The sequence below is a fragment of the Amycolatopsis minnesotensis genome (assembly GCF_039529815.1).
Lineage (GTDB): Bacteria > Actinomycetota > Actinomycetes > Mycobacteriales > Pseudonocardiaceae > Amycolatopsis > Amycolatopsis minnesotensis.
The window spans coordinates 41,870-68,488 of the sequence record NZ_BAAANN010000038.1 but is presented as its reverse complement, the minus strand read 5'-3'; the positions used below and the strand labels follow the sequence as shown (position 1 = coordinate 68,488).

Sequence of the window (26,619 nt, the reverse complement as noted above, 5' to 3'; positions counted from 1 at the left end):
GAGGGTCGGCCTGGGTCAGCTGGCTTTGCTGGTGGTGGTGCGGGCGAGCACGGATTCGGCGAGCGCCCGGATGTGGTTGAGCCCCGAGGCGGCCGGTTCCACGGTGGCGGCGCGGGGATGGAGCATCGGGTCGTTCTGCATGCGTTTGACATCGAGCAGGTCCCGCATCGGCGGGTCGGATCCCTGATCGGACAGGCAGAAGTAGGCCTTGGGCTGATCGGTGATGCCGTCGCGACGCAGCCGCCCAACGCACTGCAGGTGCACCTGCGGGGACCAGTCGAGTTCGCCGAAGACCCCGGTGTCGCAGCCCATCTGCAGCCCGTCGAGCCCGGCACCCGAGCGCAGCGACATGATCAGCACCCGGGCGTCACCGTCGAGGAAGGCCTCGACGGATTTCTGTTTCCGCGCCGGGGTTTCGCTGCCGGTGTAGAGGACGGGGTGGTAGTCGGCGAGCGCGTCGAGCCACACCTGGTACACCGCGCGGTGCCATCCCCACAGCACGATCCGTTCGGTGGTGTGCAGCAGCAGTTCGCAGAACGCCGCCACGGCGGGGGCCTTGGCGATGCCGGTGGCCTGCCGCAGCGCGAGGTCCATCTGCCCGGCGGCCTGCCACCGGTCCTTGGAGGGCATGGTCTTGTCGAGCACGAATCGCGCCAGCGCCGCGGCGTCCCCGGCCAGGCGCCGGTAGACCTCGGGGTCGCCGTCGACGTTCTGCTCGGCCAGGATCGGTTGCGGCAGCGGCCGCCCGACGTCGGCGCGGGTGCGGGCGATCAGCAGTCCCTCGCCGCGCAGGTGCTCGCCGAGCGCCTTGGGGTCGCGGGTGGCGACTTTCCCGCCCCCGAGGTCGGTGCCCCATTCGCGCAGGAACTCCTCGCGGGAGCCCAGTGAGTCGGGGGCGAGCAGGTCGAGGATGTTGTAGGCCTCGCCGCCCCAGTTGAACACCGGGGTCGCCGACAGCCCGACCCGATACGTGGCGCTGTCGGCGATCCGGCCCGCCGCGGTGTACTTCGCGGTGTTGTGGTGGCGTAGTTCCTGGATCTCGTCGAAGATCACCGTTTTCACGGTTCCGGCGAGGTAGTCGGCCCAGGCGGCGAGTTTGGAGTAGGAGATCGCCAGCACGTCCACGTCGCCGGGGTCATACACGGTGCCGGTGGTGATGATGTGGCCGCGCAGCTCGGGGAACGCGGCGGCGAGTTCCTTGACGATCCACTGCCGGGGCAGGTGGGTCAGGGTGACCACCACGGCGGGCAGCGCGTCGGCGGCGCTCAGCACCAGCAGCCCGGCGAACGATTTGCCGAGCCCGACCTCGTCGCCGATGAGGGCGCGCCCGGTCGCGATCACCAGGTCAGCGGCTTGGCGCTGTTCGGGGTAGGGCTCACGCGCCGGGGTGCGGGCTCCGGTGTTCATGCGACGCCCGGCGAGGATCTGCAGCACCGCGTCCTGGGTGCCGCGGTGCCGCTCGGCCTGGGCCCGCAGGTGCTCTTCGGCGGCGGGGTCGATCCGCATCGGCCACCGGGAGAGCAGCCAGTCCAGATCGGCGGCCATTTCCGGGGTGTCGAGCAGCGTGATCGTGCCGCTGCGGGACTGCTGGATCCGGGGCAGGCAGCGTTTCATCCGCACCGCGACGTGCGGGGCGGCGTCGACGAGCCAGCCACCCCGGTGGCCGGTGGTGGCGGGGATGTGGCGCACGGTGCCGTTCGCGTGGCGCCGCAACGCGGCGACCTCGGTGGTCATCGAGCTTTTCCCTTCGCTCAGGCGGAGAACACCGCGAGGGTGGTCAGACGAGATGGGTCAGGTAGGCGATGGTCACCGGTGTCCCGGCCAGGACCGGCGGGACGATTCGGTGGGTCGCGCGGGTGGTGGCGAGCACGAGTTCGTCCAGCTCGCTGCTGTGGGCGTAGCGCTGCAGCTGCCGCGTCACCGTTTCCGGGGTGCCGGCGACTTTGACCTCGACACCGATCCGGCCGACGACGAAGTCGATCCGGGACCGTGGCCCGAGCCGGACCTCCCGCCGCACCGGCCACCCGGCAGTGGTGAGGACGTCGGCGATGCTGTCCTGCAGGGCGTGCTCGTCGGCCCAGGTGAACCGGAACCCGGCCAGCCGGTACGCGATCGCCGCCGCGGCGACTGGCGGTGCTGGGGCGGTCATGCCGCGCGACCGGGAACGCGTTTGACCGGCTCGATGGTTCCGCGTTCCTTCTGGATCGCGCGGCGCTCACGCTCGGAGGCCCCGCCCCAGATCCCGAACCTTTCCTGGCGATCCAGGGCGTATTCCAGGCACTGCGTGCGGACCTCGCAGCTCAGGCAGATCCGTTTCGCCTCGCGGGTGGATTCGCCCTTCTCCGGGAAGAACGCGTCCGGGTCGGTCTGCGCGCACAGGCCCCGGTCCTTCCAGGAGGTGTCGTCCTCGGTCAGGGATCCGAGCGCGTCGAGCAGGGTGAGGTCCTGGTCCCATTCCCGGCTCAGGCCTTCATAGGAGGGGCGCAGGACGTGGCGTTCCAATGGATCGGTTTTGGCGATGTTCATGGTGGTGCTCCCGAAACGACGGCGGGGACGCTCGCGCGGTGGGTGAGCGTCCCCGGGGTGGGTGTCCGGCGGCCGGTGCCGCCGGTGGTGATGTGCGCGTGGTCGTGGTCACCGCGGCGGAGCGGGACAGCGGCGCAGCATGTCGGCGAGCGCGGTCTTCTCGGCGTCGGTGATCGTGAGGTGCCAGTGCGCCTTCACGGTGATCCAGTTGGTGGCGTAGGTGCACCAGTAGGAGACCAGCGGCGGTTTCCACTGGTCCGGGGACTTGTCGCGCTTCTGCTGGTTGAGGTTGTCGGTGACCGCGATCAGTTCGGGACGGACCAGGTCGTTGGCGAACTCGGTGCGCTGCTGCGGCGTCCAGGTCGCGGCGCCGGAGATCCAGGCGTTGCCGCGCGGCACGACGTGGTCGATGTCCACATCGGAGGCTTTGGTCCAGGTTTCGTTGTCATACGGCGAAATCCAGGTGCCGGAGACAGGGGAGCAGTCGGTGTTGACGGTGACGGCGCGGCCGTCGCGTTTGAGCACGACTTCGCGGGTGTCGCAGCCTTTCCCGGCGGCACGTTGGGAAATCCAGTGCGGGAACTGTTTGTCGCTGTAGCCGGTCATCGGGCCGGACGCGGCGACCCGCAGCGTGTCGAGCGCGGCCCGCGCGCCACTGGGGGCCGTTGAGGTGGCCGTGGTCGTGCCCGGTGGCGGGCTGGAGGGGGTGTCGGCGTGGCCGGGCGCGCACGCGGTGGTCGCGGCGACCACCGTGGCGAGCATGGCGCGGCGGGCGAGACGAGTCAGGGGCATGGCGGCTCAGAAGTCCTTCCGGGTACACCGGCAAGGGGCGGGGAACCGGCTCTGGTTTCCCGCCCCTTGCCGGCGGTGGTGCCGAAGCTCGTTCGGCGATCGGATGCCTAGGCGCGGATGTCGGCCATCGGCACCGGGGACGCGGCCGCGTCGGTGACCTCGGCGGCGGTGTCCTCGGCGTCGTCGCGGATTCGCTGCTGCCGCAGCTCCAGGCCGCACATGGTTCCGAAGAGGATCCAGCGCAGCAGCACCATCAGCACCATCAGCGCGAACACGGGCAGGAGCCGGATCCCGATCGTCGTCGCGAGCCCGGGCGTGACGGCCGGGTCGTTGCCGATCCAGGCCTGCCGCACCGCGGGCAGCAGCGGCCAGAGGCCGAGCGCGGCCAGCGCGGTGGCCGCGGCGACGGTCTTGCGGTGCAGCCACGCGCCGGCGGTGTAGAGACGGGCGAGGTCGGTGTCACTGAGGCTGTTGACGTGGTGGGTCGCCCCGAGGTCACCGTGAATGGTTTCGCCGCCGTAGATGCCGAGCTTCCACAGCACCACGCCGACCGCGACCGCGGTGAGCACGTGTTGCGGGGTGCCGCCGCTGGCGGCGGGCCCGAGCAGCTGCTGGGGGTGCCAGAGCACGATCGTGGTGAACGCCGTGCCGAGCGCGAGCGCCCAGAGCGCGAACACGGTGTTGCGGATGGCGTTGAACTGGGTGCGCAGCCGGGGGAGGGTGAGCCGGGGCGGGGGTTCGGTGACGGTGGCGGAGTGGTCGCAGGCCATGGGTGTCCTTTCACGAATGTCGGTGCGGAGGTGATGGACCGGGCCGGGTGGCGGCTACCTCACGCGCTCGACGTAGACGGTGGTGGTCGGGGCGTCGTTGGCGAGGGTGTGCTTGGTGAACATCGCGTACCTGATCGCCGCCGCCGAGGCCTCGGAGTTCGTGGCGGCGGTGAAGACGCTGATCTGCGCGGTGTCGTGGGTGTGCTGGACGGTGCTGGGGTGCCTCCTTCTGCTCAGGCCGCGGCTCGGTGCGGTGTGGCGGTGTCGGTCTCGCCGGCGGTGTGGTCGAGGGCGTTTTCGTGTTCTTCGGCGTTCTCGCCGTCGGGGCGGTGGCTGATGGCGTGCGCGATCTGCTGGGCGAGCCCGGTGTGCAGGCCGGCGGCGATGGCGGTGTCGATGAGGGTGTTGAGCCGTTGGGCCAGGACCCAGCCGGGCTGGTCGTCGCCGGAGGCCATCTGGTCCATCACTATCCGGCTGTAGGCGTGGCCTTCGAGGGCGCGGATCCGGTTGCGGCTGCGTGGCAGGCCGTGGTGGCGGGAGGCGGCGAGGTCGGCCAGCAGCGCGGCGAAGCGGGCGTCGTCGATGTCGTCCTCGATCCGCGCGGCATCGGCGGGGGTGTGCACGAGGTAGGACAGGCGAACGCGGTCGCAGGTGAGCTGTGCCAGGGCCTGCAGCCGGTGCAGCAGGAGGTCCTGGTCGTCGTCGCCGTCGCTGCGGGCCAGGGATCGGGCGGTGTCGGCGATGGTGTGCCCGAGTCCGCAGTATCGCTGCGCGGGGCTGACGGGTTCCGGTGTGGACATACAATTTCCCTTTCGTGGTAGTGGAAATCGGGTCAGGGCGGGCGCTAGCCGCGTTCGACGCGCCCAAGCAGGCGGGCGACGAGGCGGAGCTTCTTGCCGGATCCGCGGCAGCGGCGGCAGAGGCCGAAGTTCTTGCCCGTGGGCGAGGAGTGTTTTCCGCCGTGGCAGGCCTGGCAGGCGGTGTAGGGCCAGAAGAGCCCGGAGAGCAGGTAGGCGACGGTGCCGAGCACGGCCAGCACGATCACCCGGCCGGTGGGGTCCAGATTCGTGAACGCGGTGAGCACGAGGGCCTCCAGGTCGCGTGCGGGGATGTGACGAAAAGGGGGGCGGGCCCGCCGGGTGTTCGGCGGGCCCGCCCCCCCTTTTTCGAGGGAAGGTTCGATCCGGTTGTGGGTCGTGCCCGGGGTGTGACGGCGAGCGGCCCCTGAACCGTGGTGGTTCAGGGGCCGCTAGGGGGTGCTGGTCGCCGGGCGGGTCAGTCCTTGATCTGTTTGGCGAGCAGCCCGGCGATCGCGGCGGAGGCCATCGCGGTGATCGCGGCGGACTGCTCCGGGGTTCCGTCCTCGGAGTTGCGGTAGCAGTGCTCCGCGTCCTTGAGCCATCCCCACGCGTCGGATGCGACGTCGGATGCTGACCGAGGCCAGGCCATGTCCCCTCCCGGGTGCTTGTCGGTACTGGCTATCGCACCCATCGTGGCAGAGTTCCGGCTGATCACCGGGGATCCTTGGCCATGTAGCGCCCGTCCTCCATCAGCACCGCCGCGCCCTTGGCGACCAGCTTCTGCAGCGTTTTCGCCGCCGCCTGGCGGCTGATGCCGAGCTGCTCGCCGACCCCGGTCGGGGTCAGGGATTCCTCGGCGAGCACGTCGTGGACGCGCTGCTCGGCCTCGCTCAGCCCGTCCCCGCCCGCCCCGGCACGCACGGTGGAGGGGCCGCCGCCGGTGAAGAACCGCACGACCTTCCCGTCCCCGCCGTTCTTCTTCTCCTTCTCGGCCTCGGCGCGTTTGCGGTCGGCCTCGCGGGCGTCGAGCTGCTCGTCGGTGGCGTTTTCCAGGAACTCCAGCTCGGCGCGGGCGGCGTCGAGGTCCTCGGCCATGGACTCGTCCCGTTTGCGGTAGGCCGCTCCGGCACGGGCCCGGGTGACCTTGTCCAGCGTGGAGGGCGGGAACGCGGTCATCCACTCGTCCTTCGTCCGCGGCGAGTTCTCGATGTTCGCCGCCCGCCACATCGCGTTCGGCCTCGCCGCGAGCGGACTGTAGCCGTAGCCGTGTTTGGGCACCTCGAGCAGGTTCGGGCAGTTCGGCGGCAACATCCCCGCGCGGGTGCGAGAGAGGAACCGCATCGCGAAGAAGTTCCCCGCGGCCATCAGGCAGGAGCGCAGGATGTCGCTGCCACCGAACGTGCTGGTCAGGTCGAGGTCCTGGGAGATCGCGACGAACCCCATGCCGTCCTTGCGCAGCTTGCGGGCCATGCCACCGAAGAGCACCCCGTAGGTGGTGCCGTCGGCGTTCTTCATCTCGAACACGCCCTGGCACTCCTCCAGGGTCGTGATGACCGGCGGCCTGCCGGGGTCGTAGGTGTACTTGTTGCCCAGCTCCGGGCGGATCTTCAGCTCCAGGTTGCGGCCATCGGCCGCGCCCTTGACCGCCTGGTACAGGTCCTCGACCGCGTCGCGGGTCAGCGGGATCGCCCAGTCCGCGTGCCGCTTGAGCAGCTCGGATGAGGCCCCGTCCTGCCCGTCGACGTACCACAGCTCGCAGCCCAGGAACTTCAACGCGATCGCGATCTCCTCGGCCAGCAGCGTTTTCCCGGATCCGATCGAGCCGAGGATGAACGCGCTGTTGACCGACCCGGCGTCGATCACCCGGTACACCGCGAAACCGTCGCCGTCGAGGTGGGCACCGATGACGATGTCGACGTCGGAGCCGGGGGTGATCTCCCACCGCGAGGAGATCGGTGTGCCGTCGCAGAGCACGATCGGGCCGTTGTAGACGGTGTCCTGGCGCCCGGTGGTGACCTTCATGGTGACCAGGTCGATACGGTCACCGGGCTCGAACGCGAGCTGGTGGGCGAACACCCCGATCGCCAGCGCGATCCGTTCCCTCCGGGACTCGAGCTGGTTCGCGACGACCTTCCCGTTCGGGTCGAGCGCCAGCTCGAACTTCGCGCAGTTACCGGCCGTGCCGAGGTGGGTCAGCGTCCCGCCGGGTACCGCGCCGTCACGGACGCGCACCCGCTCGGCGAACGCGGCGAGGATGCCCTCCACCATCGACACCGGAACCTCCTCGGCCTCCACAGCGGACTGCGGCCCGGTGAGGCCGTCGACGTCGAGCTCGGCGATGTCGGCGCGCAACGGCACCGGGTGCCGGTGCTCGCGCCACCACGACAACCCGAGGTAGCCGGTGCCGCCGAGCCAGGCCGCCAGCATCGGGATCTGCCCACCGGCGTGCACGAACGGCATCGCCGCCGCCCACGCGCCGGCCAGCGCCATCCCGCCCCGCACCTTCGCCGCGAACCGCGCCGGAGTCCTCTTCTCCAGCGTGCGCCGCCACGCCAGCACACTGCCTCCCGCCGCCGAGGCGGCGCAGGCGGCCGACAGCGCGACCGGGGAGCCGCCACCGGCGTGCACGGCGAGGGTGGCCAGCTCCGCGGCGGCGAGATACGGCACGGAGATCTTCCACGGCGCCAGCTGCGCCTGGTTCCGCGTCCACACCGCCTGGGCGTCGTGGGCGAGGTAGGTCGCGGCACCGGTGACACCTTTCTTGACCGCGGCGACCGCGACCTCGCGCCGCACCTGGGCACGAGCGTCCTTGAGCGAGGCCTTCCACAGCGCCTTCTCGGGTTCGCGGTCACCGGGGGACCTCTTCGCGTTGCGGCGGCACCGCTGCGCGTGGTCCTTCTCGGCCAGCTCGGTGACCCGGGCCTCGCGTGCGGCCTTCGCCGCCTTCCTGGCCTCGGTCTTGCGGGTTTTCTCATCCGCCGTGTCAGCGCTCTCGCTGGCATCGGCCGGGGTCGCGGTGCTGTCCACGGCGAACTCTCCTCTCCATACGGTGACGGTCTCGGGGCTGAAGCGCCCACAGACCACCCGCGCCCCGCGAACCTGTTCTGGTTCGCGGGGCGCGGGTGCTCGAGTGCGGTTCAGACCGCCCCGGGCGGGTGCCCGGGGTCAGCCGTTGACGTAGAACTCGGTCTTGTCGGCCCGCTCGGTCTGCGACGCGAGCTGCTCGGCCACACCGGTCTGGTTCTGGAAGAACTGCGCCAGCCCGCTCATGTCGTTGCCCGCGGACGCCAGCTCGTCCTGCGCGCTCGACAGGGCCTTCTCCAGCTCCTCTGACACCGTCTTCAGCGCGGCCAGCCGTTCACCGATACCCGACAGCTTGGTCGCGACCTCGCCGCCGCTGAACCCCAGCCCGGTCAGGGTCGACTGCGCGGTCTCCAGCACAGCGGCCATCCGCTCGCTGTCCTCCGCGGTCGCCCTCGCCTGCGCCCCGGTCTCATCGAGCTCGCCCGAGACCTTCCCGAAGTAGGTACCGCCCTCGCTGAAGAAGACGATGGCCGAGGGCAGGTCGGTGATCTCGCCGGAATGCTGCATGTCGCTGTTCCTCTCGTTGATGGTGCTCTCGGAGCCGGGGGACGACGTAGTCGTGCCGGTCTGGCCATTGCTGTGCGTACCGGTGGATGTCCGGCCTCCGGTGGCGGCCGCAGTGGCCTCATGGCGCTCGGCGGAGGTCTCCAGCCGCTGCGCGAGGTCCTCGTTTCCGTGTTCGCGCATGGACTGTGCCGAGTCGCGCAGCCCCTTGGCCCGTTCCTCCTCGCTGAGATCACGCAGGTACTCGCGCGGCGCCGGTCCTTGCTCACCGGCGGCGGCGGAGCCCTTATGGCCGCGCCCGTCACCTCGGTCACCGCGGTCACCGCGCTGTTTGAAGGGCACCACCGTCGCGCCCGGGTCATCGGCCTCGCCCGGTTTCACACCCTCCGGCGCGGGGTCGCCGTCGAGCAGCTCCTTCGCGGTCTCCGGCGCGAGCAGGTCCTCGGCGGCGTCGCGCTCGGGCACCGGGTCGCGCTGGTCGTTCCGCGCCCGCGCGGCCTGCTCGGCCCGCCGCGCGGGGGAGAGCTTGTCCCGCGCCGCCGTCGCGGTGCCTTTCGCCTTCTCCCACGACACCCCGGCACCGCGCGCGAGACCATCGCGGACCTTCTCCCGCCTGGCCTGCCGACGCAGCAGCCGTTCCTTGTGGCGGGCTTTGTTCTCGTCCTCGTTCTCGCGCAGCCACTCCATCTCGGCGGCGTGTTTCTGCGCGGACTTGGCGTTGGACCGCTCGACCTGCTCCCGCCACAGCCGCCGCCACGGCGGCAGCGACGCCTCACGCGGGAGGCCCTTCGCGGCGCGGTCCTCCTGGCGTTTGCGCCAGCGTTCCTGGCTCGGCGGTTCTTTCCCCCGCACGGTGGCGGCAACGTCGACCGCGCCCTTGCCGAGGGTGCGCACGATCAGCGGTGCCGCGATGCAGGCGATGATGAGCGCGGAGATGGGATCCATCAGCCCTCCTTGATCCACGGTGGCCAGTACATGACGGGTTGTCCTTTCCGCTCAGGGTTTCCGAGGTGGCGTGCGTGCCCGTGCCGGGAGTCGAACCCGGCCACCACCCGCCGCGACGGACGGGCCGGTGGATGCCGTGCGGGCTGTCGAGCGGGGATCATCCGGTGATGCTGGCGACGACCTTGGGACCGAGATGCCCGACCATGTCGGTGAAGTGCAGGATCTTGTCCGCGATCGACCCACCGGCCAGCAGCGCCAGCACCGGCAGCGAGTAGACGGCGATCTTCGCCCAGGCGTCGGGCTTCTTGTCCTTGATGACGTCGTGCGCGCCGAACCAGATCACGATCACCATCGCGACCGCGGCGATCGGACCGGCGGCCACGTTCGCCCACGAGCCCAGGAACCCCAGGCCCCACTTCACGACCCAGGCCAGGACGCCGCCGATGGTGCCCCACCCGAACGGCAGCGGCGCCAGCATCAGCGCCCACACCGCCAGCGCCATCAGCACGATGTTGAAGATCCAGCCGACCTTCTTCCACTTCTTGGCCTTGTGCCGGATCGCGAGAAACAAAACACCTGCGAGCCACAGCATGCGAAAACCTCCAGACATAGCGGGAAAACAGGGGAATGGGGCTGAGTGGCCCAGGACCGGCACAGGCTCCCGGCGGGAGAACGCGAGCCTGTGCCGGCGAGTGCGGCTCAGCCGAACCAGATGAACAGCCCGGCCACCAGCAGCGCGGTGACCGCCAGCTTCGCCCGCGACGCGGTCGACCACTTGACCGCGTCGCAGACCGCGTGGATCACGAACTGCAGGTAGCCGGCACCGATCGAGAGGACCCGCGCCGGACCGGTCTCCGGGCACTGCGCGCCGCGGCGGGCGGTGCGCCAGTTCTCCGCGATGCTGGGCTGGCGGTCCTGCCACAACCCCGAATCCGGGGTGAAGACCGCCTTCAGCGCCGCGACGAACCGCGGCTCGTCACCCAGCTCGAGAGCCGCCTCCGGCGCGGGTGCGGCGGCACCGGTGTGGTCCTCGTCGACGGACACCGCGTGCAGGTGCCGCACCGACGCCACCGGCTCCGCGATGGTGGTGGCCGGTTCGGCGGTGTTCTCGGGCAGCATCGCTGCACCTCCTTCGTCCTGTCCTTCGGTGGGGTAGGGGATCTCGGTCATGCCGACTCGCGGGCCTCCATCTGCTGGCGCCGCACGGACTTGCGGCCTTCCCGGATCAGCACCTGGTTCGTCCGCGCCCGCTCCCGGTTCCGGGCCGCCCGCACCTGCCGCGCCGCCCTCGTACCCGGGTCGACCGGGGCACCGCGGGCGAAGATCCGGTCCCCGGCCGCGAGCAGCGCCTCGACCGCCACCGCGATCTCGTCGTCGGCGCGGTACTTCGCCGCGGCCGAGCGCACGTAGTCCCGCGCCGCGTCCAACCTGGCCTGCGGAGTACGGGCCGAGACGATGCGGTGCTGCGCGATCGTGCGCGCCCCGTTGCGCTGCTTGACGCGTTTGGCCACCTCGGCCTCGCCGGGCGGCAGGTGCACACGAACCTTGCGGGACCGGCCCGTGACGCCGGGCTGGCGTCCCGTGCCGGGCATCGTGCGAACGTGACCGGCCACGCCAGCACCACCTCCAATCTGTGACAAGGGATTTCGAGCCGTCCGACTCCCGCAGCACCCCGACCCAGACCGGGCGGGGTGCTGCGGGTACGGAGGGATCACGACGCGGCACCAAGCCGACATCGGGCGAGCAGAGGGCTGGGCCGGTGGCCGGGGCCGGGGGAGCTGGGGAAACTCCACACGGCCCCGGCCACCGGCGGTTCCCCGCGCGGCACCACGAAACGGGGGTCGGGATCGTGATGCGCGCAGGGCGAAGTCCTGATGCCCGGCCAGCCAAGAGAGCATCAGGACAAGAACAACCGGAAGGTGTTCGAGGTGGGCCGTTCCAGCGGCCTGGACAGCACACCGACCACGGTGGGCCGGTGCACTGTCCCGGTGCTGGACCGGAACAAGAGGACAGCCGCCGCCGGGCTTAGCCGCCGGTCTTGAGCTCCTTCAGCCAGTTACGGACCGCGCGATCGGTCGGCAACTCCCGCTTCGCGGCCTCGAAGTGCGCCAGCACCTGCGCCGGGCCCGGCACCTCAGGCTGCCGACGCGCCCACGCGAGCACCTCCTCGCGAGTCACCTTCGCGGACGCCTTGGCATGCCGCGGCGCCGGCTTCGGCTGCGACACCCGGCCCGTCTCCGGCTTCGACGCCGCTGCGGGGGCGGTGGCGGTTTTCGCGGCTGCGCGGGCCTCCTTCGCCTCCCGCGCGGCCTCGGCCTCCAACTGCCGCTGCCACTCCGCCCGCGCGGTCGTGACCTGCTTGTCGAACGCCCTCTTCTCCGCCAGGTACTGGGTGCCCTCACCGAGCCCGTGCAGGACGTGCAGCAGGAACCCCAGGAACGCGATCCCGCCGAACAACACCGCCATCGACGGGTTCTTGGCCCACCAGTGCGTCAGGTTCATCCCCGACGCCGCCAGCGCCGCGGTCACCGCGATCGCCATGAACCACACCCACTGCCGCACCGGGCGGCCCTTCGCCCGCAGGTCCATCGCGGTGTCCCCCGCCGCGACCATGATCGTCTCGGCGGTGGTGGCGATGATCCCGGCCGCGAAGTAGCCGGGCAGCCCAAGGTTGAACAGCTCACCGAAGAAAATGACCTGCCCGATCGCGCCGGTGAGGATCGCGATCCAGTACACCCCGATCAAACCGCGACGGCCCCAGTAGTTCGGGGCGACCGGCTCGGCCCGCGCGGGCACCGCCACCGCGACCGGTGGTGTGGGGACCGGTGCCGGAGCGGGCTCGTCCCGCCGCTCCGGCACCGGCTGCTCCTGAATTCCCTGCCGCGCCACCGGTTTCGGCGGCGGCACCGGCCGGACCTGCTCCACCCGCGACGGTGCCGGCGGGGCGGGAGTGTGCTGGTCGACCACGTCGATCGGGGCTGTCGAGTCGTCGAGCTCCGGCACGTAGAGCCCGGAGTTCAGGCGGCGCCGGAACACATCCAGGTCCAGCGGCGCTGCGAGCTGCTGGGTGTCGACCATGGTCGAGTCCTCCTCGGACAAACGAAACGAACGAACGCCGCGCACAGATTTTCGTTGGCACGACAGGAAAAGAAGATATGGGCCCGGTGGCCTGGGAAACACACGAGGCCCGCTGGTCCGTGTGCTTCCCCGGTGCCGGGAACCGCGTCACCCGGTGATCGCGAGCACCAGGTGCTCCCACGCGGACCTCTGCTCCACCTCCGTGCACGCGTGCTCGATGTTGCTCAAGCAGCACCGGATCTCGTGCCCACGCGCGGTATCGGCGGTCAGAGTGGACAACCTCCCACAGGAATCGGCGAACTCACGCTCGTGACGCGCCGACGACACCGGGGTTGAGGCGAGGACGGTGCTCATGCCGACACCTCCCCGTCAGCGTCGCGGCCGCGGTGCCCGTGCGCGGCACCGATCCAGACCCCGGCGGCCAGCGCCGTGACCGCGATCAGCACGCGGCCGATGTTGACCAGAGTCGGATCGACCGCGCCGACGAAGAGGAACGCGAGCACCGCCGCAGCGGTGACGATCTTGGCGATGGACTTGAGATTCACGACTTGACCTTCTTCCTGATGAGAGCGACCGCCACCACGACCGAAGCGAACGCGGCGACGAGCAAGGTGATGAAAACCGGGCTGACCGGAGACGGCAGCACGTACGCCAGCACGCAGCCCAGCCCGATGACCAGACCGCCGAACACCAACGGCGCGCTGCCGGTACCGACGGTGTTGTCCAGCTCGAACCCCTGCCCGCGGTAGGACACCGGCTCGTCCACTTCGAACTCGACCACCGGCGGGGCCGGCGGCTGCTCGAACATCCGGACCGGGACCGGGGCTGGCCGGTGGATCGGGGTGTCCAGCACGAACGGGTCCTCGTCGGACCCGGGCAGGTGCACCAGCGGCGTGTTCATCGGCTCGACCTCCTGCCCAGCACCGCGGGCTCGGCGGGCTGCGTGATCGGGCGGCCCGCGCCGTCGCGCAACGTCTTCGGGCTCGACCGCTCCGGCTCCGGCTTCGGGTTCTGGCGGGGGCTCATGCGGCACGCTCCAGCTCGACCACGTCCTCACCGTCACCGGCGACCAGGACGAACTTCTCGCGCAGCCGCAGCAGTTCGCGGTGCCGGCCTTCGAACGCGGCGAGGGTGTTCGCCGATTCGACGCGGGCGTCGATGCCCTCGTCGTCGAGCTCGGCGAGCGCGGCCAGATCAGCAGGCGTGGGGTGGTAGTCGGGCAGCTCGACCGCGGGCAGGTCCGACGGCGGGATCGTGATCGCCGAGAACGTCAGCAGCCCGACCTCGCGGGCGGCGCGGGGCTCGGCGAGCACGTCGCCGTACCGGTCGGGCAGGTCGATCATCGTGGCGTCGCCGAAGACCTCGAAGACCTCGGCGGCGGGGCTGGTGGTGTGCATCAACGGGTGCTCCTCTCGGACAGCACTGCAAAGGGGGATCGCCCTCGACGAGGGCACCGCGGAAGCGGGTGACACGGGAATCTGGTGGGCCTCGGTGGCTCCCGAAGGGCCACCAGGTCGCCGGTCGGCGGCCTGGTGGCCATCGGCACACACCGAGGTGTGCGAAGTACGTGATCAAAACTTGGGTCAGCCTCGGCTCCGGGAATGCCGCTGTCGCATCGCTCTCCCCGATGGGGTCCTGGCGGACTGGAAATACGACGAGGCGGGACCTCGGCTCTGCTGACCTGTGAAATTCGGCGTTGACCTGGGCCCGGGACTGCTGGCGGGGCGCTCTCCCGGCTCCTGCCCTCTCGGCGGTGCCGGTTCCGCGCTGCGATGGCGGCCACCCGGGTGTGGCGAGCTCGGGATCGGACCGAACCACCAAACCATCGTGCGATGGTTTGCTAACCATGACGCATGTCGTACTGATGGTCAAGACTGTCGCACGATAGTTTTCGATGGACGGCCATCGTTGTTGGCGAATCCGATCCATGAAAGAGTGGTGAATGTGACGAACCCGCAGGTCAAAGCTAAGGACATCGCGACTCAGTTACGCGAGAAGATCGAGCGAGGCGAGCTGGCGCCTGGCAAGCAACTTGCGACGGTTCGTGAGCTGGCAGCCCAGTACGGCGTCGCCTACAACACGATCTCGCGCGCAATCGGCCAGCTGAAGAGCGAAGGCCTTCTCAAAGGGGTCGGCGGCGGCCCTACCCGGGTGCGGGTGAGGCCGACCCAGGTCGTCCGTAGCAATCGAACTTACGACGAAGAAAAGCGGCTCGTTCTCGCCGCGCGAGAGGAGCGCGAGCGCCAAGGCGTGTCGGAGCGGACACTCGGCATCCCAGTGCGCAATCTGGATCGCGACACCTACGAATACAACGTGCTCCCGGTGGCCAAGTGCCCCGCCCAAGTCGGGGAAATCCTCGAACTCTCTGCGGACGAGCAGGTCCTACGACGTCGTCATACTCGACGCCACGTCGAGCATGCTGGAGACAGCACGTCCACGTCCTACCTCCCCCACGACGTAGTACGGCACAATCCACGACTCCTCGACCCCAACGAGGAGCCCTGGCCTGGCGGCACTCTGCATCAGCTGTGGACTGCCGGCCGCGAAGTCGGCCGGATCGAGGACCGAATCACTGCCCGGATGCCGACCAAAGCCGAGCAGGAGGCACTCGACATCCCTCCTGGAATCCCACTGCTCGACCTCACCAAGATCACCTACGACACGCTGGACAGGCCGGTCGAGGTGGCGTTTGTTCCCCTGCCAGCCGACCGCGTCGAGTTCCGATTCTCGACCGACCTCGAGCGGTGGTGACGACGTGCCGACGATCTCGATCATCACGCCTGTCTACGACGGCGGGCACCAGTACCTTCCTGACGTCTACCGGTCGCTGGTCAACCAGCAGATGCCGCCCGGCTGGGAGTGGCAGTGGATAGTCCAGGAGGACGGCGAGAGCGGTCGTCCTCTCGGTGCGCTGCCCGCCGACGATCGGATCTCATGCGGCCAAGGTCGGCGCAGCGGCGCGGCCACCGCGCGGACAATGGCCCTGGCTCGGGCGATCGGTGAGCTCACCCGCCCGCTGGACGCGGACGACGTGCTCACCGACGGCGCGCTCTGGCGCGATATCGCGGTGCTGACCAGCAATCCTGCACTGGGGTGGTGCGTCTCGGCCGGGCTTGATCTGCTGTCAGACGGACAGCAGATCGCCGCTCCTGACGATTTCCCAGCCGGCCCAATGCACCCAGGCGTCATCTATGACCACTACGAAGCCGGGGCGCACCGGGTCATCTCCTGCACGCTCTCCGCCTACACCGAGCTCATCCGCGCCGTCGGCGGCTGGGGAGCGCTCCCCGCGAGTGAGGACAGTTCACTATTGCTGGCCTGTGAAGCAGTGGCGTCCGGCTGGATGATCAGCCAGCCGAGCATGCTCTACAGGAAGCACGCCGGGCAATCGACCCGAAGCACGGCGTTCCACGACGAAACCGAACTCGCCGCGCGGCAGTTGTCAGCCCTGCAGCGTGCAGAGGCGTTGGCTCGCACCGGATGGCGCTGGACCCCGACCACCAAACTCTCACCGATCGCAGAGGCAGCCGTATGACATCCTCCTTGGCGTTCCGCGGCCGTCGCGTCGAACGCGACCGCGCATTGATCATGGCCATCATCAACCGCACCCGCGACTCCTTCTTCGATCGCGGCGCCACCTTCTCCGAGAACGCCGCCCGCGACGCCATCTCGCGGGCCATCGACGACGGCGCGGACATCGTCGACATCGGCGGGGTCCGCGCGGGCGCGGAAGGCGAAACGGTCACTTCTGACGATGAGATTCGCCGGGTGGCACCCCTGGTCGCCTGGACTCGGCAGGCCTACCCCGACATCGTGATCAGCGTGGACACCTGGCGACACGAGGTCGGACGGGCGGTCTGCGCAGAAGGCGCCGACCTCCTCAACGACACCTGGGCGGGTTACGACCAAGAACTCGTCGCCGTCGCCGCCGAGTACGGAGCCGGGTACGTCTGCTCACACACCGGCGGCCTACCCCCGCGCACCGACCCATTCCGTCCTCAGTACGACGACGTGGTCGCCGACGTGATCACCACGACCACTCAAGCGGCCGAGGCAGCTGTCTCGCTCGGCGTGCCGCGAAGTGGCATTCTGATTGACCCCACGCTTGACTTCGGCAAGAACACCTGGCACAGCCTCGCTCTTCTGCGGAACACTGCCGCGCTGGTGGAGACAGGCTGGCCTGTCCTCATGGCACTGTCCAATAAGGACTTCATCGGTGAGACCCTCGACGTCGACGTAGACGAGCGCGGACCAGGCACTCTGGCCGCGACCGCCGTTGCCGCCGCCGCCGGAGCCGCGGTCTTCCGCTGCCACGATGTACCCGGCACCCGCGACGTCCTCGACACCGTGGCGTCCATTAAAGGAGATCGGCCACCTGTGAAGGTCGTACGCGGGCTGATGTAGCAGCTGGGATCAACGGGGGCCGACCAGGACTTCTGGTCAGCCCCCGTTTTCGTCGTCGCGACGGCGGCGATACCGCAAAAAGAGCAAGCCGTCCTCGGTCAACACGGAAGCCAGTGAAAGCGCGCGAGGTGTGGAAACCGCTCCCCCACCGACATGCCGGGCTCCTCCACCGGCCAGCATCGGGGACATCGTCAAGCACATTTGATCCACAAGATCCAGTGCGACCAGATCGCCAAACAGGCGCGGCCCGCCTTCGCAATCCACACGTCGTAGACCACGATCTCCCAATGCCGCCACTGCTATCCGCAGGTCGACGTGCTCATCACCAGCCACGATCACGTCTACGCCAGCAGAGATCAAAGCCGCTCGGCGACTAGCAGCAGCGGATGCACATGTGATCACGATCAGGGGCGCGACGGTGTCGGTGACCAACGGCGACTCCGGCGAGAATCGCGCTGTCCCTGTCACCACCGCAATCGGAGGTGCGACGGACAGACCCAGCCTCCGGCGGCGGGCGGCACCTTCCGCGGTAGGGCGCTCACCCCGGTATCCCTCGGCCACCGCAGTCGTAGCACCCACGAGGATCACATCGGCGAGATCTCGAGCTAGGTGAAACAGGCGCTGGTCGGCGGGATGGCCAAGCCCCGCGGACACACCATCCACCGCGGCCACGCCGTCCACTGAAGCCACGAAATTCACCTGGACCCAGGGCTCCTCCACGTCCTCCGGGTAGCTATAGATCCCCTCGAGGTCGTCATCGGACAGCTGGTGACCAACTCGAAGTCCGAACGGCCATACCGCCTCCACGATCAGTCTTCGTGCCCCGGAGCAGGGAGCCTGCGGAATTCTTCGGCAGCCTCCTCACGCCGCTCCGGAGGTAGATCCGGTGAGTCAACCTCCGTGGACATGTGCTGCAGCACCGCACGCCGAGTGTTGATGTTGATGTCGTTCGAGTCCGGCTCCGTCATACGCAGCACGGTACGCGAGGGCCACCACCAAACCGAAGCGCTCGAGCTGCAGCCCCGGTCGGCTCCGAGCTGCGCTCGACGTCACCCACGCACGCGCGGGCCGGACATCTGTATCTACCAGCCCAAGGTCATCCCGGGGGGGCTCACCCACGCACGCGCGGGCCGGACGCGCGGGCCAGCATGGCGGCGGCGGCGAGCGTGGGCTCACCCACGCACGCGCGGGCCGGACGCTGGACTGGCGGCTACGCCGGGTCCGGCAAGACCCAGCTCGGCCGCATCATCGCCAGCCACACCCACTGGCCGCTGCTCGATAAGGACTCCACAACGCGCGCGGTGGTCGAGGCCGCGCTCGAAGCGATCGGCTCGTCGCCACACGACCGCGACTCCGAGCTCTACAAGACCGTCGTCCGCCCCGCCGAGTACGTGGCCCTGATGACCGCCGTGCTCGAGAACATCGAGTGCGGCAGTTCGGTCGTGGCGACCGCGCCGTTCATCACCGAGCTGGCCGACCCCGCCTGGTGCGAAGAAGCACGGGACCGTGTCGAGGCCGCCGGTGGCCGGATGGAGGTCGTGTGGGTGCGGTGCGATGCCGACTCGATGCGCCGCTACATCCGTTACCGAGGCGCCGCTCGCGACGCCGCCAAGCTCGCTGACTGGGACGGCTACATCGCCGGAGTCGACCTGGACTACGCCCCGGTCGTCGACCACCAGATCGTCGAGAACAACGCGGCGCTGCGGTCGCTGCAGGAGCAGGGCGAAAAGCTCCTCGCCCGCGTGATCGCCGACGAGTAAGACAGGGAGAGGGACGTGCAGGTACTGGTGAGCCAAGAGACCGACGATCAGGTCGGGGCACAGATACTCGGCGGCGTCGATGGGGTTGAGGTCGTTTTGTACGACCCGAACACCGACCAGCTCGACGAACGCCAGCGCGGCGCCGACGTGCTGGTCCCGCCCTATCGCAGCAGTCACCGCCCGAAGCGGCTCTTCGTGCAGCTGGAGAAGCCCCGGATGGTGCAACTGCTTTCCGCTGGCCTCGACGAGTGGTCAGATACCGTGCCGAACGACATCGTGCTGGCCAGCGCCCGCGGCGCGCACGCCCGCCCGGTCGCCGAATGGGTCCTGTCCGCGATCCTGTGCCTGTACCGGCAATGGCCTGCCCTCGTGCGCTACCAGGACCAGAACACCTGGGCTCATCGTCGGGTCGAGTTCGACACCCTCGCCGGCAAGAGCGCCTTGATCGTCGGGGCCGGGCACATCGGCAAAACCGCCGCCCGGATGCTCACCGCCTTCGAGGCGACCAGCACGCTGGTCGCGAGCCAAGCTCGCGAAGGCGTGTCGGGGCCCGACGAGCTGCCCGCGCTGCTCGGCGAGCACGACATCGTGATCGTCACCGCTCCGCTCACCGACCAGACCCTCGGACTGATCGACGCAAAATTCCTGGCGCACATGCGTGACGGCGCCGTACTCGTCAACGCCGGACGCGGCCAGATCGTCCACACCGACGCGCTCGTCACCGAGCTGCAAGCCGGTCGACTCCGAGCAGCGCTGGACGTCACCGACCCCGAGCCGCTACCACCCGAGCATCCGTTGTGGACCTGTCCTGGCGTGATCATCAGTCCGCATTCCGCGCGCACCGTGCCAGGCACGAGCGCTCTCTGCTATCAGGTCGCCGCCCGGCAGATCTCATCCTTCCTCGATGGCGAAACGCCGTCTAACGCCAGACTTTGATCAACCTGCTCGAGCGGGGGGCCGGCCGTTTTGCGGCCGGCCCCCCGCCGTAAGGCCATCGCGAACAGGTAGCCCTCTCAACCCCTCGTGCCTCGTGGTGGCGCAGTGGAGGGGCAAGGGCTACGTGGTTCAGTTCCGCTGTGCAGTTTTCAAGGTACGACTATAAGCGACTATAGTCGTACCATGATCACATGGAAGCCCCATCCGAGTGAGAGCAGGGATTACAGGGCGCGGATGTGCTCGGCGGCGCGCTGGATTATCTCCGCGGCAGCGTCGTCGTAGACGGCCAGCGACTGCTGGTACTTGAACATCTCGTCGTAGGCGGCGAGCTCTTCGTCCGCGGTGAGGGTGATTTCGCGGGTTAGGGTCTCGACGCGGACGTCGGCCCAGTCGAGGCCGCGCTTGAGCACGAAGGAGTGCGCCGTGCGGTGCTCTTCCTGCACCGTGTCGGGCACGATGCCGATGCTGACCGAGGGCAGCTCGGCGATGGTGAGCAGGCGGTCGAGCTGCCCCAGCGAGACCGGCGGTGGGCCGGGGCGCCAGCGGAGGACCGATTCGAGGATCACGGTGTCGATCGTCTTGGTGCTGTCGTAGAGCACGGTCTGGCGCTGCGCGCGAGCTGCCACGGACTCGTCGATGTGCTCGGCGCCGCGGCCGATGCCCTGGAGCATGTGCCGGGTGTAGTCCGGGGTCTGCAGCAACCCGGGGACGACCTTGGGCTGGTAGATACAGATCTCGGTCGCCTCTGCTTCGACCGCTGCTCGGGCGTCTTGCTGAGCAACGAATCCGCGCCGGTCGACCTCCTGGTTCGTTGCGGTGAGGGCGGCGACTTGGTCCGCGAGCTCAAGAAGGTCGGCTCGTCGATCGCCGGTGACACTGCAGGCGGTCAGCCAGCTGGTGACATCGGCTGGCGATGGCCGCACCCGACCGACCTCGATCCGGCTGACCCTGGCCTGGCTCCAGCCGATCGCCTCGGCCATCTGCGCACCCGTCAACGCAGCGCTGTGGCGGACAGCGACGAGCTCCTCCACGAGGCGTGCGTGTCGTGGCGGAAGCTCGGCGAGATGGTTCTGACGTCGACGGGGACGAGGGGGGTCAGAGCTCAATCGTGGTCGCCTCACGAGTCGGGACGGACTCGTCGCTGCGCTGGTCCGGCAGCAGCGTGTACTCGCTGTACGGCACGGACAGCTCCAGAGCACGAGCCCGCAACGCGACATAGGGAGCCGGGTCATCCGCGAGCTCCGGCCCGAGGTAGGCGCCGTCGTCGGCGTACCGCTGGATCACCGCTGTCTCATCGTCGAACAGCCAGACGTCTTGCTGCCACAGCGGGTTCTCGTCGTTGAGCCACGCTCGGTCGAGGATGCGAACGTCCTCGCCCGCGGCGATGTTCTCGGGGTAGACCGACATCTCCCAGCGGGTGTAATCCGTTACCGGATGCCCGATCATCCGCACGCGAGCGAAAGAGCGCCCTGCGGCCGCAGCTGCAGCAGTCTGCTCTCCCCACGCGGTCTTCGTCGCCGATTCCGGAAGCGACTCGCCTGCAAGGAACGCCTGCAGGCGAGCGTTCTCGGCAGGCACCCCGTACACATCACGCGCTTCGAGACGCCACGCGTAACGGCGGAACGACCGGTACAGCTCGGCAAGTTCTTCTCTCGTCATGGGCCCTCCAGTCCGTGGGCTGCCCGCAGCAACAGAGAACGTGGGATCACGACGGCGTCCTCGTCGGAGGCGAACCTGATCGCGGCGCGGTCACCACTACCGATCATGTAGCCCTTGACGACCACGTCGCCGTCGTCGTTCGTGAAAATCTCCGGGCAGTCGCCACCCTCGCAGCCCGCCACAAGATTCAGAGCCATGACACCCACCTAGTCGACTATAGTCGAAGATCTTGTCGCTTCGGAGACTAGGCGTGCGTATAGACGTCGAACAAGAGCAGCCTACGATGTTCACCCCGACGACGGCACGCTCAGATCCGAGCGGGCGGCGCCAGTCTGCTGACCGACTAGTCGCCAGTCCAGCAGCCCTGGTGAGCTCGGCTTACTTCTCGTTCACGCGATGAGCTGCGGCTCGTGACGCTCGAGGTACTCCTGGACCGGAATGGAGTGACGGAGAGCGGTGGCCCTCATGTCCAGGTACGGACGGGCAGGTGAGCACACGGTCGGTTGCGCGACACGCCCAGGTGTGGCGTGTCGCGCAACTAAATGGATCGGTTTTGCTAGCGTGATCGCCGTCCGTGGGTCCCAGATGCCACAGGAGCACCAGATGACCACTTTGACCGCGTACGAGCTGAAGCTTCAGCCCGGCATCGTCCGAGAGACGATGAGGCGGGGGGAAGAGCTGGCCGTCACGTATCACCGCAAGCCGATGGCGCAGATCATCCCGCACGACCGGGTGCAGCAGGAGCGTGCCGAGCTGGCCGCGCTTCGTGCCGAGGTTGAGGAGCTGCGGCGTCGCTTGGGCATCGACCTCACCGAGGGGGTCCCGGCATGACGTAGGACCCACATCCAGGGTGATCGACACCCGGGCAGCGACAGGCCATACCTCCCTAGGCCGCCCGAGTCGAAATAGTCCCTGAATAGGCGAAACGCCCCACGCGTCAGGTTTGGCTGGCCGTCGCGTGGAGCGCCTCTCGAGTCAGGCACCTGACCCCTTTGACGAGGAGTCGGGCCTTAACGTCGCTCTTGATTCTGCCACATGCCTTCGGGATTTGTCTGTGGCACACGGAACATGCGGCGTGCGGGTTTGCCTGACTTCACGATCTAGTGGAGCAAACGCGCAGATGATCAACACTTTTTGGCCTTCCGGAGCCCGGTGGTGGTTCCGAGTTCGCCATCGGCGAGTCGTGTTAGCGCCCGTCGTGATGGTCGCCGAGGCCCTCGGGGGTGCCGCGTGATCGGGCAACAAGGAACTCAGGCGACCTTCCCGCTGGAGGCTGCGGTTGCCGAGGAATCGCGGCAACCGTTCGATACCGGGTTCACCTCGGCGACGCACATCGGCTTGTCTCCGAGGTGGGTGCAGTACAGCGGGGTGTCGGTGACGGCGCGGGCCGTGGCGGAGGTGCTCACCGATGTCACCACGATGAACACGCACGGAGACCAGGCGCTCCGGCTGGATCGCGAGTTTCTCGCGTACGCGGTCGATATCGGGCGGGCGGACAAACTCGCTCCGTTCCTGGCCGAGCTGGAAGCGATCGGGTTCTTGACGATCTTCAGCGGCGGGTTGGATCCGGCTACTGGTAAGCGACGGCAGTTGCGGGACCGGCATGGACGCCCTGTTCAGGACAGGTTTTTCATCTCGTTGGATCCGCCTGCGGGGTACGTGGGTCCGTCGCACCTGAACAAGATGTACGCCCAGTTCATCGGTGATCGTGACGCTGCCTATCAGGCTGCGCAGGACGCCGGGAAGCGCAAGCGGGGCAGTAACACCACCATTCGCCGGAGCTCGGTGGGTCGCCTCGAAGAGGTGCAGGTCAGCACTGACCCCGGATTCCGGGGTCAGCCAAATCGTACTGACCCCGGAATCCGGGGTCAGGCAAAGTTTCCGCAGGTCAGCACTGACCCCGCAATCCGGGGTCAGCTTTCTCAGCCTGACCCCGGATTGCGGGGTCAGGCTGAGTCTTCGCAGGTCAGCACTGACACCGGAACCCAGGGTCACCTTCAGATCGATTTGAGATCTTCGATCTCTGAAAGAGAGATCGAAGGATCTGAGCCTGTGGCGGGCGGGACGGCGAAGCCGCCCGCCGCAGGCAAGGACGAGGCGCTGGTGGCTGCGGTGCGCGAGTTGGTTCGGCAGCTGGACTGGCGTGAGTGGGCCAAGCGGAACCGGAAGACGTTCTCGCTGCGGATGTCGGACGCGGACACGGTGCAGGCCGCGGTCGTCGCTGCGATCGAGCGCGGCCAGGTGTCGCTGGAGCAGGCGGCTGAGGTCGCTGTCCAGGCGTTGTCGGAGGCGGCCGGGAACCCGGTCATGTTCGTCGCTGGCGCGTTCAAGGCGCCGCAACTGGCGCGGCGGCTGCGCGCGCTCGAGGCGGAGCCGCTCTCGGATGACCCGCTGCCGTTGCCGGACACCGGTGCTCGAGAGCCTGCCGCGGCCGCCAAACCGACGGCTGCGGGCCAGAGGCTGGTTGAGGTGCTTCCGGCGTGCGGCACCTGCGACGCTCGGGAGGGGGAGCCGTTGGGGTGGCGGACGGTGCAGTGCCCTGAGCAGGAGCGTGAGATCCCGTGTCCTGATTGCGGTCCGACGGCCTGACCTTGACTTCGACCGGATTTTCCCTCTGCGGCGCGGGTTGGTGTGACGGAATGCCAGCTGCGGTTCGTGAGGGGCGACGACCAGGAGGACGCGTATGTCCCACCCGATGATGACCACCTCGGCGGAGGAGGTCTACGAGAGCGATCGGGATCAGCCGCCGCACGATCGTGGTGCGGAGCAGTCCGTGCTCGGCGCGATGATGTTGTCGGAGGACGCGATCGGTGTGGTCGCCGAGTCGCTGGATGTCGAGGAGTTCTTCGAGCGTCGGCACCAGGCGATTTACCAGGTGATCCTGGATCTTTTCAACGCGGGGCAGCCGGCGGATCCGGTGACGGTCGCGACCGAGCTGGGGCGTCGTGGTGAGTTGCGGAAGGTCGGCGAGGCCCCGTACTTGCACACCTTGATCGCGACGGTGCCCACGGCGACGAATGTCGGGTACTACGCCGAGATCGTGGCGGAGAAGGCGACGCTGCGGGGGCTGATCGCCGCGGGCACGCGGATCAGCCAGTATGGCGAGCTCGCCGCGGCGACGAGTTCGCCGGACCTGCCGGTGCTGTTGGAGCGAGCGCAGGAGCACCTCGACGAGGTGCTGGACGGCCACGTCGCCAGCACCGACCTCACGACGCTGGGCGCGATGCGGGCCGAGGCGTTGTCGACGCTGGACGATCTGCAGGCTGGGCGGGTCGAACCGGGCCTGCCGACGGGCATGCTGGATCTCGACGCCGCGACCGGGGGCTGGAAACCGGGCCAGCTGATCATCATCGCTGCTCGGCCGGGCCTGGGGAAATCCACCCTCGGGGTCGACTTCGCCCGCTGTGCGGCGATCAAGCACGCCCAGCCCGCGCTGATCTTCTCGTTGGAGATGAGCCGCAAGGAAATCTGGCTGCGGGTCGTCTCCGCCGAGGCCAAGGTCCGCCACGAGAGCCTGACCACTCCGCATGCCCTGACGCCTGCGGACATGGACCGGATTACCGGCGCGCTCAACCGGATCGACGATGCCCCGTTCTTGGTCGACGACACCCCGAACATGACGTTGACGACGATTCGGGCGAAGGCTCGGCGGATCAAGCGTCAGCAGGGGCTCGGGCTGGTCGTGGTGGACTACCTGCAGTTGCTGACGGCCGGCGGCCGGTACGAGTCGCGGCAGCAGGAGGTCTCGGAGCTGTCTCGTCAGCTGAAGCTGCTGGCGAAGGAGCTCGAGGTGCCGGTGATCGCGATCAGCCAGCTCAACCGCGGCCCGGAGCAGCGGGCGGACAAGCGGCCGATGCTGTCGGACCTGCGGGAGTCCGGTTCGCTGGAGCAGGACGCGGACATCGTGCTGCTGATCAACCGGCCCGACGCCTGGGAGCGCGACGACCCGCGTGCGGGTGAGGCCGATCTGATCCTGGCCAAGCACCGTGCCGGGCCGCAGTCGACCATCGTGGTGGCGCACCAGCTGCACTACAGCCGGTTCGCCGACCTCGCCAAGTTCGGCGCGATGTGAGCGTTGCCGGTGGCGATCGTTTTTCCGATTTGACCCGTAGGAGCAGATCAGTGCGTACTTCCCCGGTTCCCGAGCCCGAGGTGCCCGAGACTGGCAGGTCGGGGCCGCTCCAGGATCAGGCCGCTGAGCAGTCGATGCCCGATGAGATGCCGCGGTCCGTGGGGTACGAGGCCGGTGAGCGGCGTGCCGGGACGGATTTCGTGGCGATGGGCGACCTGGCGCAGAGCATGCTCGCCGGGCTGGACGCGTCTGCGTCGAATGACGAGCCGAGTGGGGTGCCGACCGGGTTCCTGGAGCTCGATGAGCTGACGGCCGGGCTGCACCCAGGACAGATGATCACGGTTGCGGGACGGCCGGGGATGGGCAAGTCGACGCTCGGGCTTGACTTCGCTCGGGCTTGCTCGATCAGGAGGGGGCCCGGCGGTGGGATCGAGCCGGGATGTCCAAGCGCGGTCTTCTCGCTGGAGATGAGCCGTGAGGAGATCATGCAGCGGTTGTACTCGGCGGAAGCCCGAGTGCGGCTCTCGAACATGCGTACCGGGCAGATGAGCGACACCGACTGGACGCGGATTCGGCAGATCGCCAGGGACACCACGTCGGTGCCGTTGTTCATCGATGACTCCCCGAGCCTGACGATGATGGAGATCCGGTCGAAGGCGTGGCGGATCAAGCAGCGGCACGGCCTGGCGCTGCTGGTGGTCGACTGCCTGCAGTTGCTGACGGCTGGCGGCCGGTACGAGTCGCGGCAGCAGGAGGTCTCGGAGTTGTCTCGTCAGCTGAAGTTTCTGGCGAAGGAGCTCGAGGTGCCCGTGGTGGCGATCAGCCAGCTCAATCGCGGCCCGGAGCAGCGGGCGGACAAGCGGCCGATGCTGTCGGACCTGCGCGAGTCCGGCGCGATCGAGCAGGACAGCGACCTGGTGATCCTGTTGCACCGTCCGGACTTCTACGACCGCGACTCGCCCCGCGGCGGGGAGGCCGATCTGATCGTCGCCAAGCACCGTGCTGGGCCGCAGTCGACCATCGTGGTGGCGCACCAGCTGCACTTCAGCCGGTTCGCGAATCTCGCTTGATGAAGCAAGTGGCCTCGCACCTGCTCCCGCGAATGCTCGGAGACGTGGCGCGCTCGCCGAGAGCAACTCAAAAAACGGCGCCAGATTGGCCGTGGAGCGACGAACAGTGCCACGCGCGAGTCCTCGTATGGATTTCAATTTTCGGACGCCCAGCGGCGCTCTCAGCCCCTCGTGTTCGGATCCCCGGCGTCGTTGTTGATCTTTGGCGGGGGCGAGATG

General features: G+C 68.7%; 31 protein-coding genes and 1 pseudogene. 9 read left to right on the top strand and 23 right to left on the bottom strand.

The window, feature by feature from the left end; genetic code table 11:
• Window positions 1–15 precede the first annotated feature (15 nt).
• From ABD256_RS35125 to ABD256_RS35035, 19 genes are all read right to left on the bottom strand, one after another.
• Entirely contained in the window at window positions 16–1,734 is a 1,719-nt protein-coding gene (locus ABD256_RS35125; protein ID WP_344429057.1) for an SNF2-related protein, read from the bottom strand.
• 43 nt (window positions 1,735–1,777) lie between these two features.
• On the bottom strand, window positions 1,778–2,149 hold the full coding sequence (locus ABD256_RS35120) for a hypothetical protein (RefSeq protein WP_344429055.1): 372 nt from the start codon (window positions 2,147–2,149) through the stop codon (window positions 1,778–1,780).
• Window positions 2,146–2,526, bottom strand: coding sequence for a WhiB family transcriptional regulator (locus ABD256_RS35115; protein ID WP_425546574.1), 381 nt, complete (start codon window positions 2,524–2,526; stop codon window positions 2,146–2,148). The genes ABD256_RS35120 and ABD256_RS35115 overlap by 4 nt, the downstream gene beginning before the upstream one ends.
• Window positions 2,527–2,634: 108 nt before the next feature.
• The gene (locus ABD256_RS35110; RefSeq protein WP_344429053.1) at window positions 2,635–3,318 is read right to left on the bottom strand and encodes an HNH endonuclease family protein; all 684 of its coding nucleotides are present in this window, start codon (window positions 3,316–3,318) and stop codon (window positions 2,635–2,637) included.
• Window positions 3,319–3,425: 107 nt separating this feature from the next.
• A complete protein-coding gene (locus ABD256_RS35105; protein ID WP_344429051.1) occupies window positions 3,426–4,088 on the bottom strand; it encodes a hypothetical protein in 663 nt (220 codons plus the stop codon).
• A gap of 233 nt (window positions 4,089–4,321) precedes the next feature.
• On the bottom strand, window positions 4,322–4,888 hold the full coding sequence (locus tag ABD256_RS35100; RefSeq protein WP_344429049.1) for a hypothetical protein: 567 nt from the start codon (window positions 4,886–4,888) through the stop codon (window positions 4,322–4,324).
• Between the two features lie 44 nt (window positions 4,889–4,932).
• The gene (locus ABD256_RS35095; RefSeq protein WP_344429047.1) at window positions 4,933–5,172 is read right to left on the bottom strand and encodes a hypothetical protein; all 240 of its coding nucleotides are present in this window, start codon (window positions 5,170–5,172) and stop codon (window positions 4,933–4,935) included.
• Between the two features lie 191 nt (window positions 5,173–5,363).
• Window positions 5,364–5,537 carry a hypothetical protein gene (locus ABD256_RS35090; RefSeq protein WP_344429045.1) on the bottom strand — a complete coding sequence of 58 codons (174 nt, stop codon included), beginning with the start codon at window positions 5,535–5,537 and terminating at the stop codon, window positions 5,364–5,366.
• Between the two features lie 62 nt (window positions 5,538–5,599).
• Window positions 5,600–7,915, bottom strand: coding sequence for a hypothetical protein (locus ABD256_RS35085; RefSeq protein ID WP_344429043.1), 2,316 nt, complete (start codon window positions 7,913–7,915; stop codon window positions 5,600–5,602).
• A gap of 138 nt (window positions 7,916–8,053) precedes the next feature.
• Complete coding sequence (locus ABD256_RS35080) at window positions 8,054–9,421, bottom strand: hypothetical protein (protein WP_344429041.1); 1,368 nt, start codon at window positions 9,419–9,421, stop codon at window positions 8,054–8,056.
• Between the two features lie 157 nt (window positions 9,422–9,578).
• Window positions 9,579–10,013, bottom strand: a complete 435-nt coding sequence (locus ABD256_RS35075; RefSeq protein ID WP_344429039.1) for a hypothetical protein — start codon at window positions 10,011–10,013, stop codon at window positions 9,579–9,581.
• 107 nt (window positions 10,014–10,120) lie between these two features.
• Window positions 10,121–10,540 (bottom strand): hypothetical protein, encoded by a 420-nt coding sequence (locus tag ABD256_RS35070; protein WP_344429037.1) that lies wholly within the window; start codon window positions 10,538–10,540, stop codon window positions 10,121–10,123.
• 47 nt (window positions 10,541–10,587) lie between these two features.
• Window positions 10,588–11,034, bottom strand: a complete 447-nt coding sequence (locus ABD256_RS35065; RefSeq protein ID WP_344429035.1) for a hypothetical protein — start codon at window positions 11,032–11,034, stop codon at window positions 10,588–10,590.
• A gap of 412 nt (window positions 11,035–11,446) precedes the next feature.
• A complete protein-coding gene (locus tag ABD256_RS35060) occupies window positions 11,447–12,499 on the bottom strand; it encodes a hypothetical protein (RefSeq protein ID WP_344429033.1) in 1,053 nt (350 codons plus the stop codon).
• 147 nt (window positions 12,500–12,646) lie between these two features.
• Complete coding sequence (locus ABD256_RS35055) at window positions 12,647–12,853, bottom strand: hypothetical protein (protein WP_344429031.1); 207 nt, start codon at window positions 12,851–12,853, stop codon at window positions 12,647–12,649.
• Window positions 12,850–13,044 (bottom strand): hypothetical protein, encoded by a 195-nt coding sequence (locus tag ABD256_RS35050; RefSeq protein WP_344429029.1) that lies wholly within the window; start codon window positions 13,042–13,044, stop codon window positions 12,850–12,852. Before ABD256_RS35050 ends, ABD256_RS35055 begins: the two co-directional genes overlap by 4 nt.
• Complete coding sequence (locus tag ABD256_RS35045) at window positions 13,041–13,400, bottom strand: hypothetical protein (protein ID WP_344429027.1); 360 nt, start codon at window positions 13,398–13,400, stop codon at window positions 13,041–13,043. Before ABD256_RS35045 ends, ABD256_RS35050 begins: the two co-directional genes overlap by 4 nt.
• Window positions 13,397–13,525, bottom strand: coding sequence for a hypothetical protein (locus tag ABD256_RS35040; protein ID WP_344429025.1), 129 nt, complete (start codon window positions 13,523–13,525; stop codon window positions 13,397–13,399). The genes ABD256_RS35045 and ABD256_RS35040 overlap by 4 nt, the downstream gene beginning before the upstream one ends.
• On the bottom strand, window positions 13,522–13,896 hold the full coding sequence (locus ABD256_RS35035) for a hypothetical protein (RefSeq protein ID WP_344429023.1): 375 nt from the start codon (window positions 13,894–13,896) through the stop codon (window positions 13,522–13,524). The genes ABD256_RS35040 and ABD256_RS35035 overlap by 4 nt, the downstream gene beginning before the upstream one ends.
• A 514-nt stretch (window positions 13,897–14,410) precedes the next feature.
• Here ABD256_RS35035 and ABD256_RS35030 point away from each other — a divergent pair.
• From ABD256_RS35030 to folP, 3 genes are read left to right on the top strand one after another with little or no spacing between them, the layout of a single operon-like run.
• Window positions 14,411–15,250: a GntR family transcriptional regulator gene (locus ABD256_RS35030; RefSeq protein ID WP_344429021.1), complete on the top strand. Its 840-nt coding sequence runs from the start codon at window positions 14,411–14,413 to the stop codon at window positions 15,248–15,250.
• Window positions 15,251–15,254: 4 nt separating this feature from the next.
• A complete protein-coding gene (locus ABD256_RS35025; protein ID WP_344429019.1) occupies window positions 15,255–16,034 on the top strand; it encodes a glycosyltransferase in 780 nt (259 codons plus the stop codon).
• Window positions 16,031–16,903, top strand: a complete 873-nt coding sequence (gene folP / locus ABD256_RS35020) for a dihydropteroate synthase (RefSeq protein ID WP_344429124.1) — start codon at window positions 16,031–16,033, stop codon at window positions 16,901–16,903. The genes ABD256_RS35025 and folP overlap by 4 nt, the downstream gene beginning before the upstream one ends.
• Window positions 16,904–16,939: 36 nt before the next feature.
• Here the strand turns inward: folP and ABD256_RS35015 are convergent, their stop codons facing one another.
• Window positions 16,940–17,710 carry a pyrimidine reductase family protein gene (locus ABD256_RS35015; protein ID WP_344429017.1) on the bottom strand — a complete coding sequence of 257 codons (771 nt, stop codon included), beginning with the start codon at window positions 17,708–17,710 and terminating at the stop codon, window positions 16,940–16,942.
• 359 nt (window positions 17,711–18,069) lie between these two features.
• Between ABD256_RS35015 and ABD256_RS35010 the strand changes: the two genes are divergently transcribed.
• Both ABD256_RS35010 and ABD256_RS35005 read left to right on the top strand, forming a co-directional pair.
• Window positions 18,070–18,663, top strand: coding sequence for a P-loop nucleotide/nucleoside kinase family protein (locus ABD256_RS35010; protein ID WP_344429015.1), 594 nt, complete (start codon window positions 18,070–18,072; stop codon window positions 18,661–18,663).
• Window positions 18,664–18,678: 15 nt separating this feature from the next.
• Complete coding sequence (locus tag ABD256_RS35005) at window positions 18,679–19,599, top strand: NAD(P)-dependent oxidoreductase (RefSeq protein WP_344429013.1); 921 nt, start codon at window positions 18,679–18,681, stop codon at window positions 19,597–19,599.
• Between the two features lie 221 nt (window positions 19,600–19,820).
• Here ABD256_RS35005 and ABD256_RS35000 read toward each other — a convergent pair whose 3' ends face one another.
• The 3 genes from ABD256_RS35000 to ABD256_RS34990 form a co-directional block, all read right to left on the bottom strand.
• Window positions 19,821–20,630: a helix-turn-helix domain-containing protein gene (locus ABD256_RS35000; protein ID WP_344429011.1), complete on the bottom strand. Its 810-nt coding sequence runs from the start codon at window positions 20,628–20,630 to the stop codon at window positions 19,821–19,823.
• Window positions 20,631–20,694: 64 nt separating this feature from the next.
• A complete protein-coding gene (locus ABD256_RS34995) occupies window positions 20,695–21,258 on the bottom strand; it encodes a DUF6879 family protein (RefSeq protein ID WP_344429009.1) in 564 nt (187 codons plus the stop codon).
• Window positions 21,255–21,464, bottom strand: coding sequence for a hypothetical protein (locus ABD256_RS34990; protein ID WP_344429007.1), 210 nt, complete (start codon window positions 21,462–21,464; stop codon window positions 21,255–21,257). Before ABD256_RS34990 ends, ABD256_RS34995 begins: the two co-directional genes overlap by 4 nt.
• A 397-nt stretch (window positions 21,465–21,861) precedes the next feature.
• On the opposite strand from ABD256_RS34990, the gene ABD256_RS34985 reads away from it, so the two are divergent.
• From ABD256_RS34985 to ABD256_RS34970, 4 genes and pseudogenes are all read left to right on the top strand, one after another.
• Window positions 21,862–22,089, top strand: a complete 228-nt coding sequence (locus ABD256_RS34985; protein ID WP_344429006.1) for a type II toxin-antitoxin system Phd/YefM family antitoxin — start codon at window positions 21,862–21,864, stop codon at window positions 22,087–22,089.
• 399 nt (window positions 22,090–22,488) lie between these two features.
• Window positions 22,489–23,847, top strand: a complete 1,359-nt coding sequence (locus ABD256_RS34980; RefSeq protein ID WP_344429004.1) for a hypothetical protein — start codon at window positions 22,489–22,491, stop codon at window positions 23,845–23,847.
• Between the two features lie 94 nt (window positions 23,848–23,941).
• The gene (gene dnaB / locus ABD256_RS34975) at window positions 23,942–25,330 is read left to right on the top strand and encodes a replicative DNA helicase (protein WP_344429002.1); all 1,389 of its coding nucleotides are present in this window, start codon (window positions 23,942–23,944) and stop codon (window positions 25,328–25,330) included.
• A gap of 164 nt (window positions 25,331–25,494) precedes the next feature.
• Window positions 25,495–26,400, top strand: a pseudogene (locus ABD256_RS34970) (replicative DNA helicase); the annotation flags it as partial.
• Window positions 26,401–26,619 lie beyond the last annotated feature (219 nt).

What these genes read in the sequence shown, in the direction of transcription:
- ABD256_RS35125 (WP_344429057.1), bottom strand. Translation starts at nt 1,734, where the DNA reads ATGACCACCGAGGTCGCCGCGTTGCGGCGCCACGCGAACGGCACCGTG.
- ABD256_RS35120 (WP_344429055.1), bottom strand. Translation starts at nt 2,149, where the DNA reads ATGACCGCCCCAGCACCGCCAGTCGCCGCGGCGGCGATCGCGTACCGG.
- ABD256_RS35115 (WP_425546574.1), bottom strand. Translation starts at nt 2,526, where the DNA reads ATGAACATCGCCAAAACCGATCCATTGGAACGCCACGTCCTGCGCCCC.
- ABD256_RS35110 (WP_344429053.1), bottom strand. Translation starts at nt 3,318, where the DNA reads ATGCCCCTGACTCGTCTCGCCCGCCGCGCCATGCTCGCCACGGTGGTC.
- ABD256_RS35105 (WP_344429051.1), bottom strand. Translation starts at nt 4,088, where the DNA reads ATGGCCTGCGACCACTCCGCCACCGTCACCGAACCCCCGCCCCGGCTC.
- ABD256_RS35100 (WP_344429049.1), bottom strand. Translation starts at nt 4,888, where the DNA reads ATGTCCACACCGGAACCCGTCAGCCCCGCGCAGCGATACTGCGGACTC.
- ABD256_RS35090 (WP_344429045.1), bottom strand. Translation starts at nt 5,537, where the DNA reads ATGGCCTGGCCTCGGTCAGCATCCGACGTCGCATCCGACGCGTGGGGA.
- ABD256_RS35080 (WP_344429041.1), bottom strand. Translation starts at nt 9,421, where the DNA reads ATGGATCCCATCTCCGCGCTCATCATCGCCTGCATCGCGGCACCGCTG.
- ABD256_RS35075 (WP_344429039.1), bottom strand. Translation starts at nt 10,013, where the DNA reads ATGCTGTGGCTCGCAGGTGTTTTGTTTCTCGCGATCCGGCACAAGGCC.
- ABD256_RS35070 (WP_344429037.1), bottom strand. Translation starts at nt 10,540, where the DNA reads ATGCTGCCCGAGAACACCGCCGAACCGGCCACCACCATCGCGGAGCCG.
- ABD256_RS35060 (WP_344429033.1), bottom strand. Translation starts at nt 12,499, where the DNA reads ATGGTCGACACCCAGCAGCTCGCAGCGCCGCTGGACCTGGATGTGTTC.
- ABD256_RS35055 (WP_344429031.1), bottom strand. Translation starts at nt 12,853, where the DNA reads ATGAGCACCGTCCTCGCCTCAACCCCGGTGTCGTCGGCGCGTCACGAG.
- ABD256_RS35045 (WP_344429027.1), bottom strand. Translation starts at nt 13,400, where the DNA reads ATGAACACGCCGCTGGTGCACCTGCCCGGGTCCGACGAGGACCCGTTC.
- ABD256_RS35040 (WP_344429025.1), bottom strand. Translation starts at nt 13,525, where the DNA reads ATGAGCCCCCGCCAGAACCCGAAGCCGGAGCCGGAGCGGTCGAGCCCG.
- ABD256_RS35035 (WP_344429023.1), bottom strand. Translation starts at nt 13,896, where the DNA reads ATGCACACCACCAGCCCCGCCGCCGAGGTCTTCGAGGTCTTCGGCGAC.
- folP (WP_344429124.1), top strand. Translation starts at nt 16,031, where the DNA reads ATGACATCCTCCTTGGCGTTCCGCGGCCGTCGCGTCGAACGCGACCGC.
- ABD256_RS34995 (WP_344429009.1), bottom strand. Translation starts at nt 21,258, where the DNA reads ATGACGAGAGAAGAACTTGCCGAGCTGTACCGGTCGTTCCGCCGTTAC.
- ABD256_RS34985 (WP_344429006.1), top strand. Translation starts at nt 21,862, where the DNA reads ATGACCACTTTGACCGCGTACGAGCTGAAGCTTCAGCCCGGCATCGTC.
- dnaB (WP_344429002.1), top strand. Translation starts at nt 23,942, where the DNA reads ATGTCCCACCCGATGATGACCACCTCGGCGGAGGAGGTCTACGAGAGC.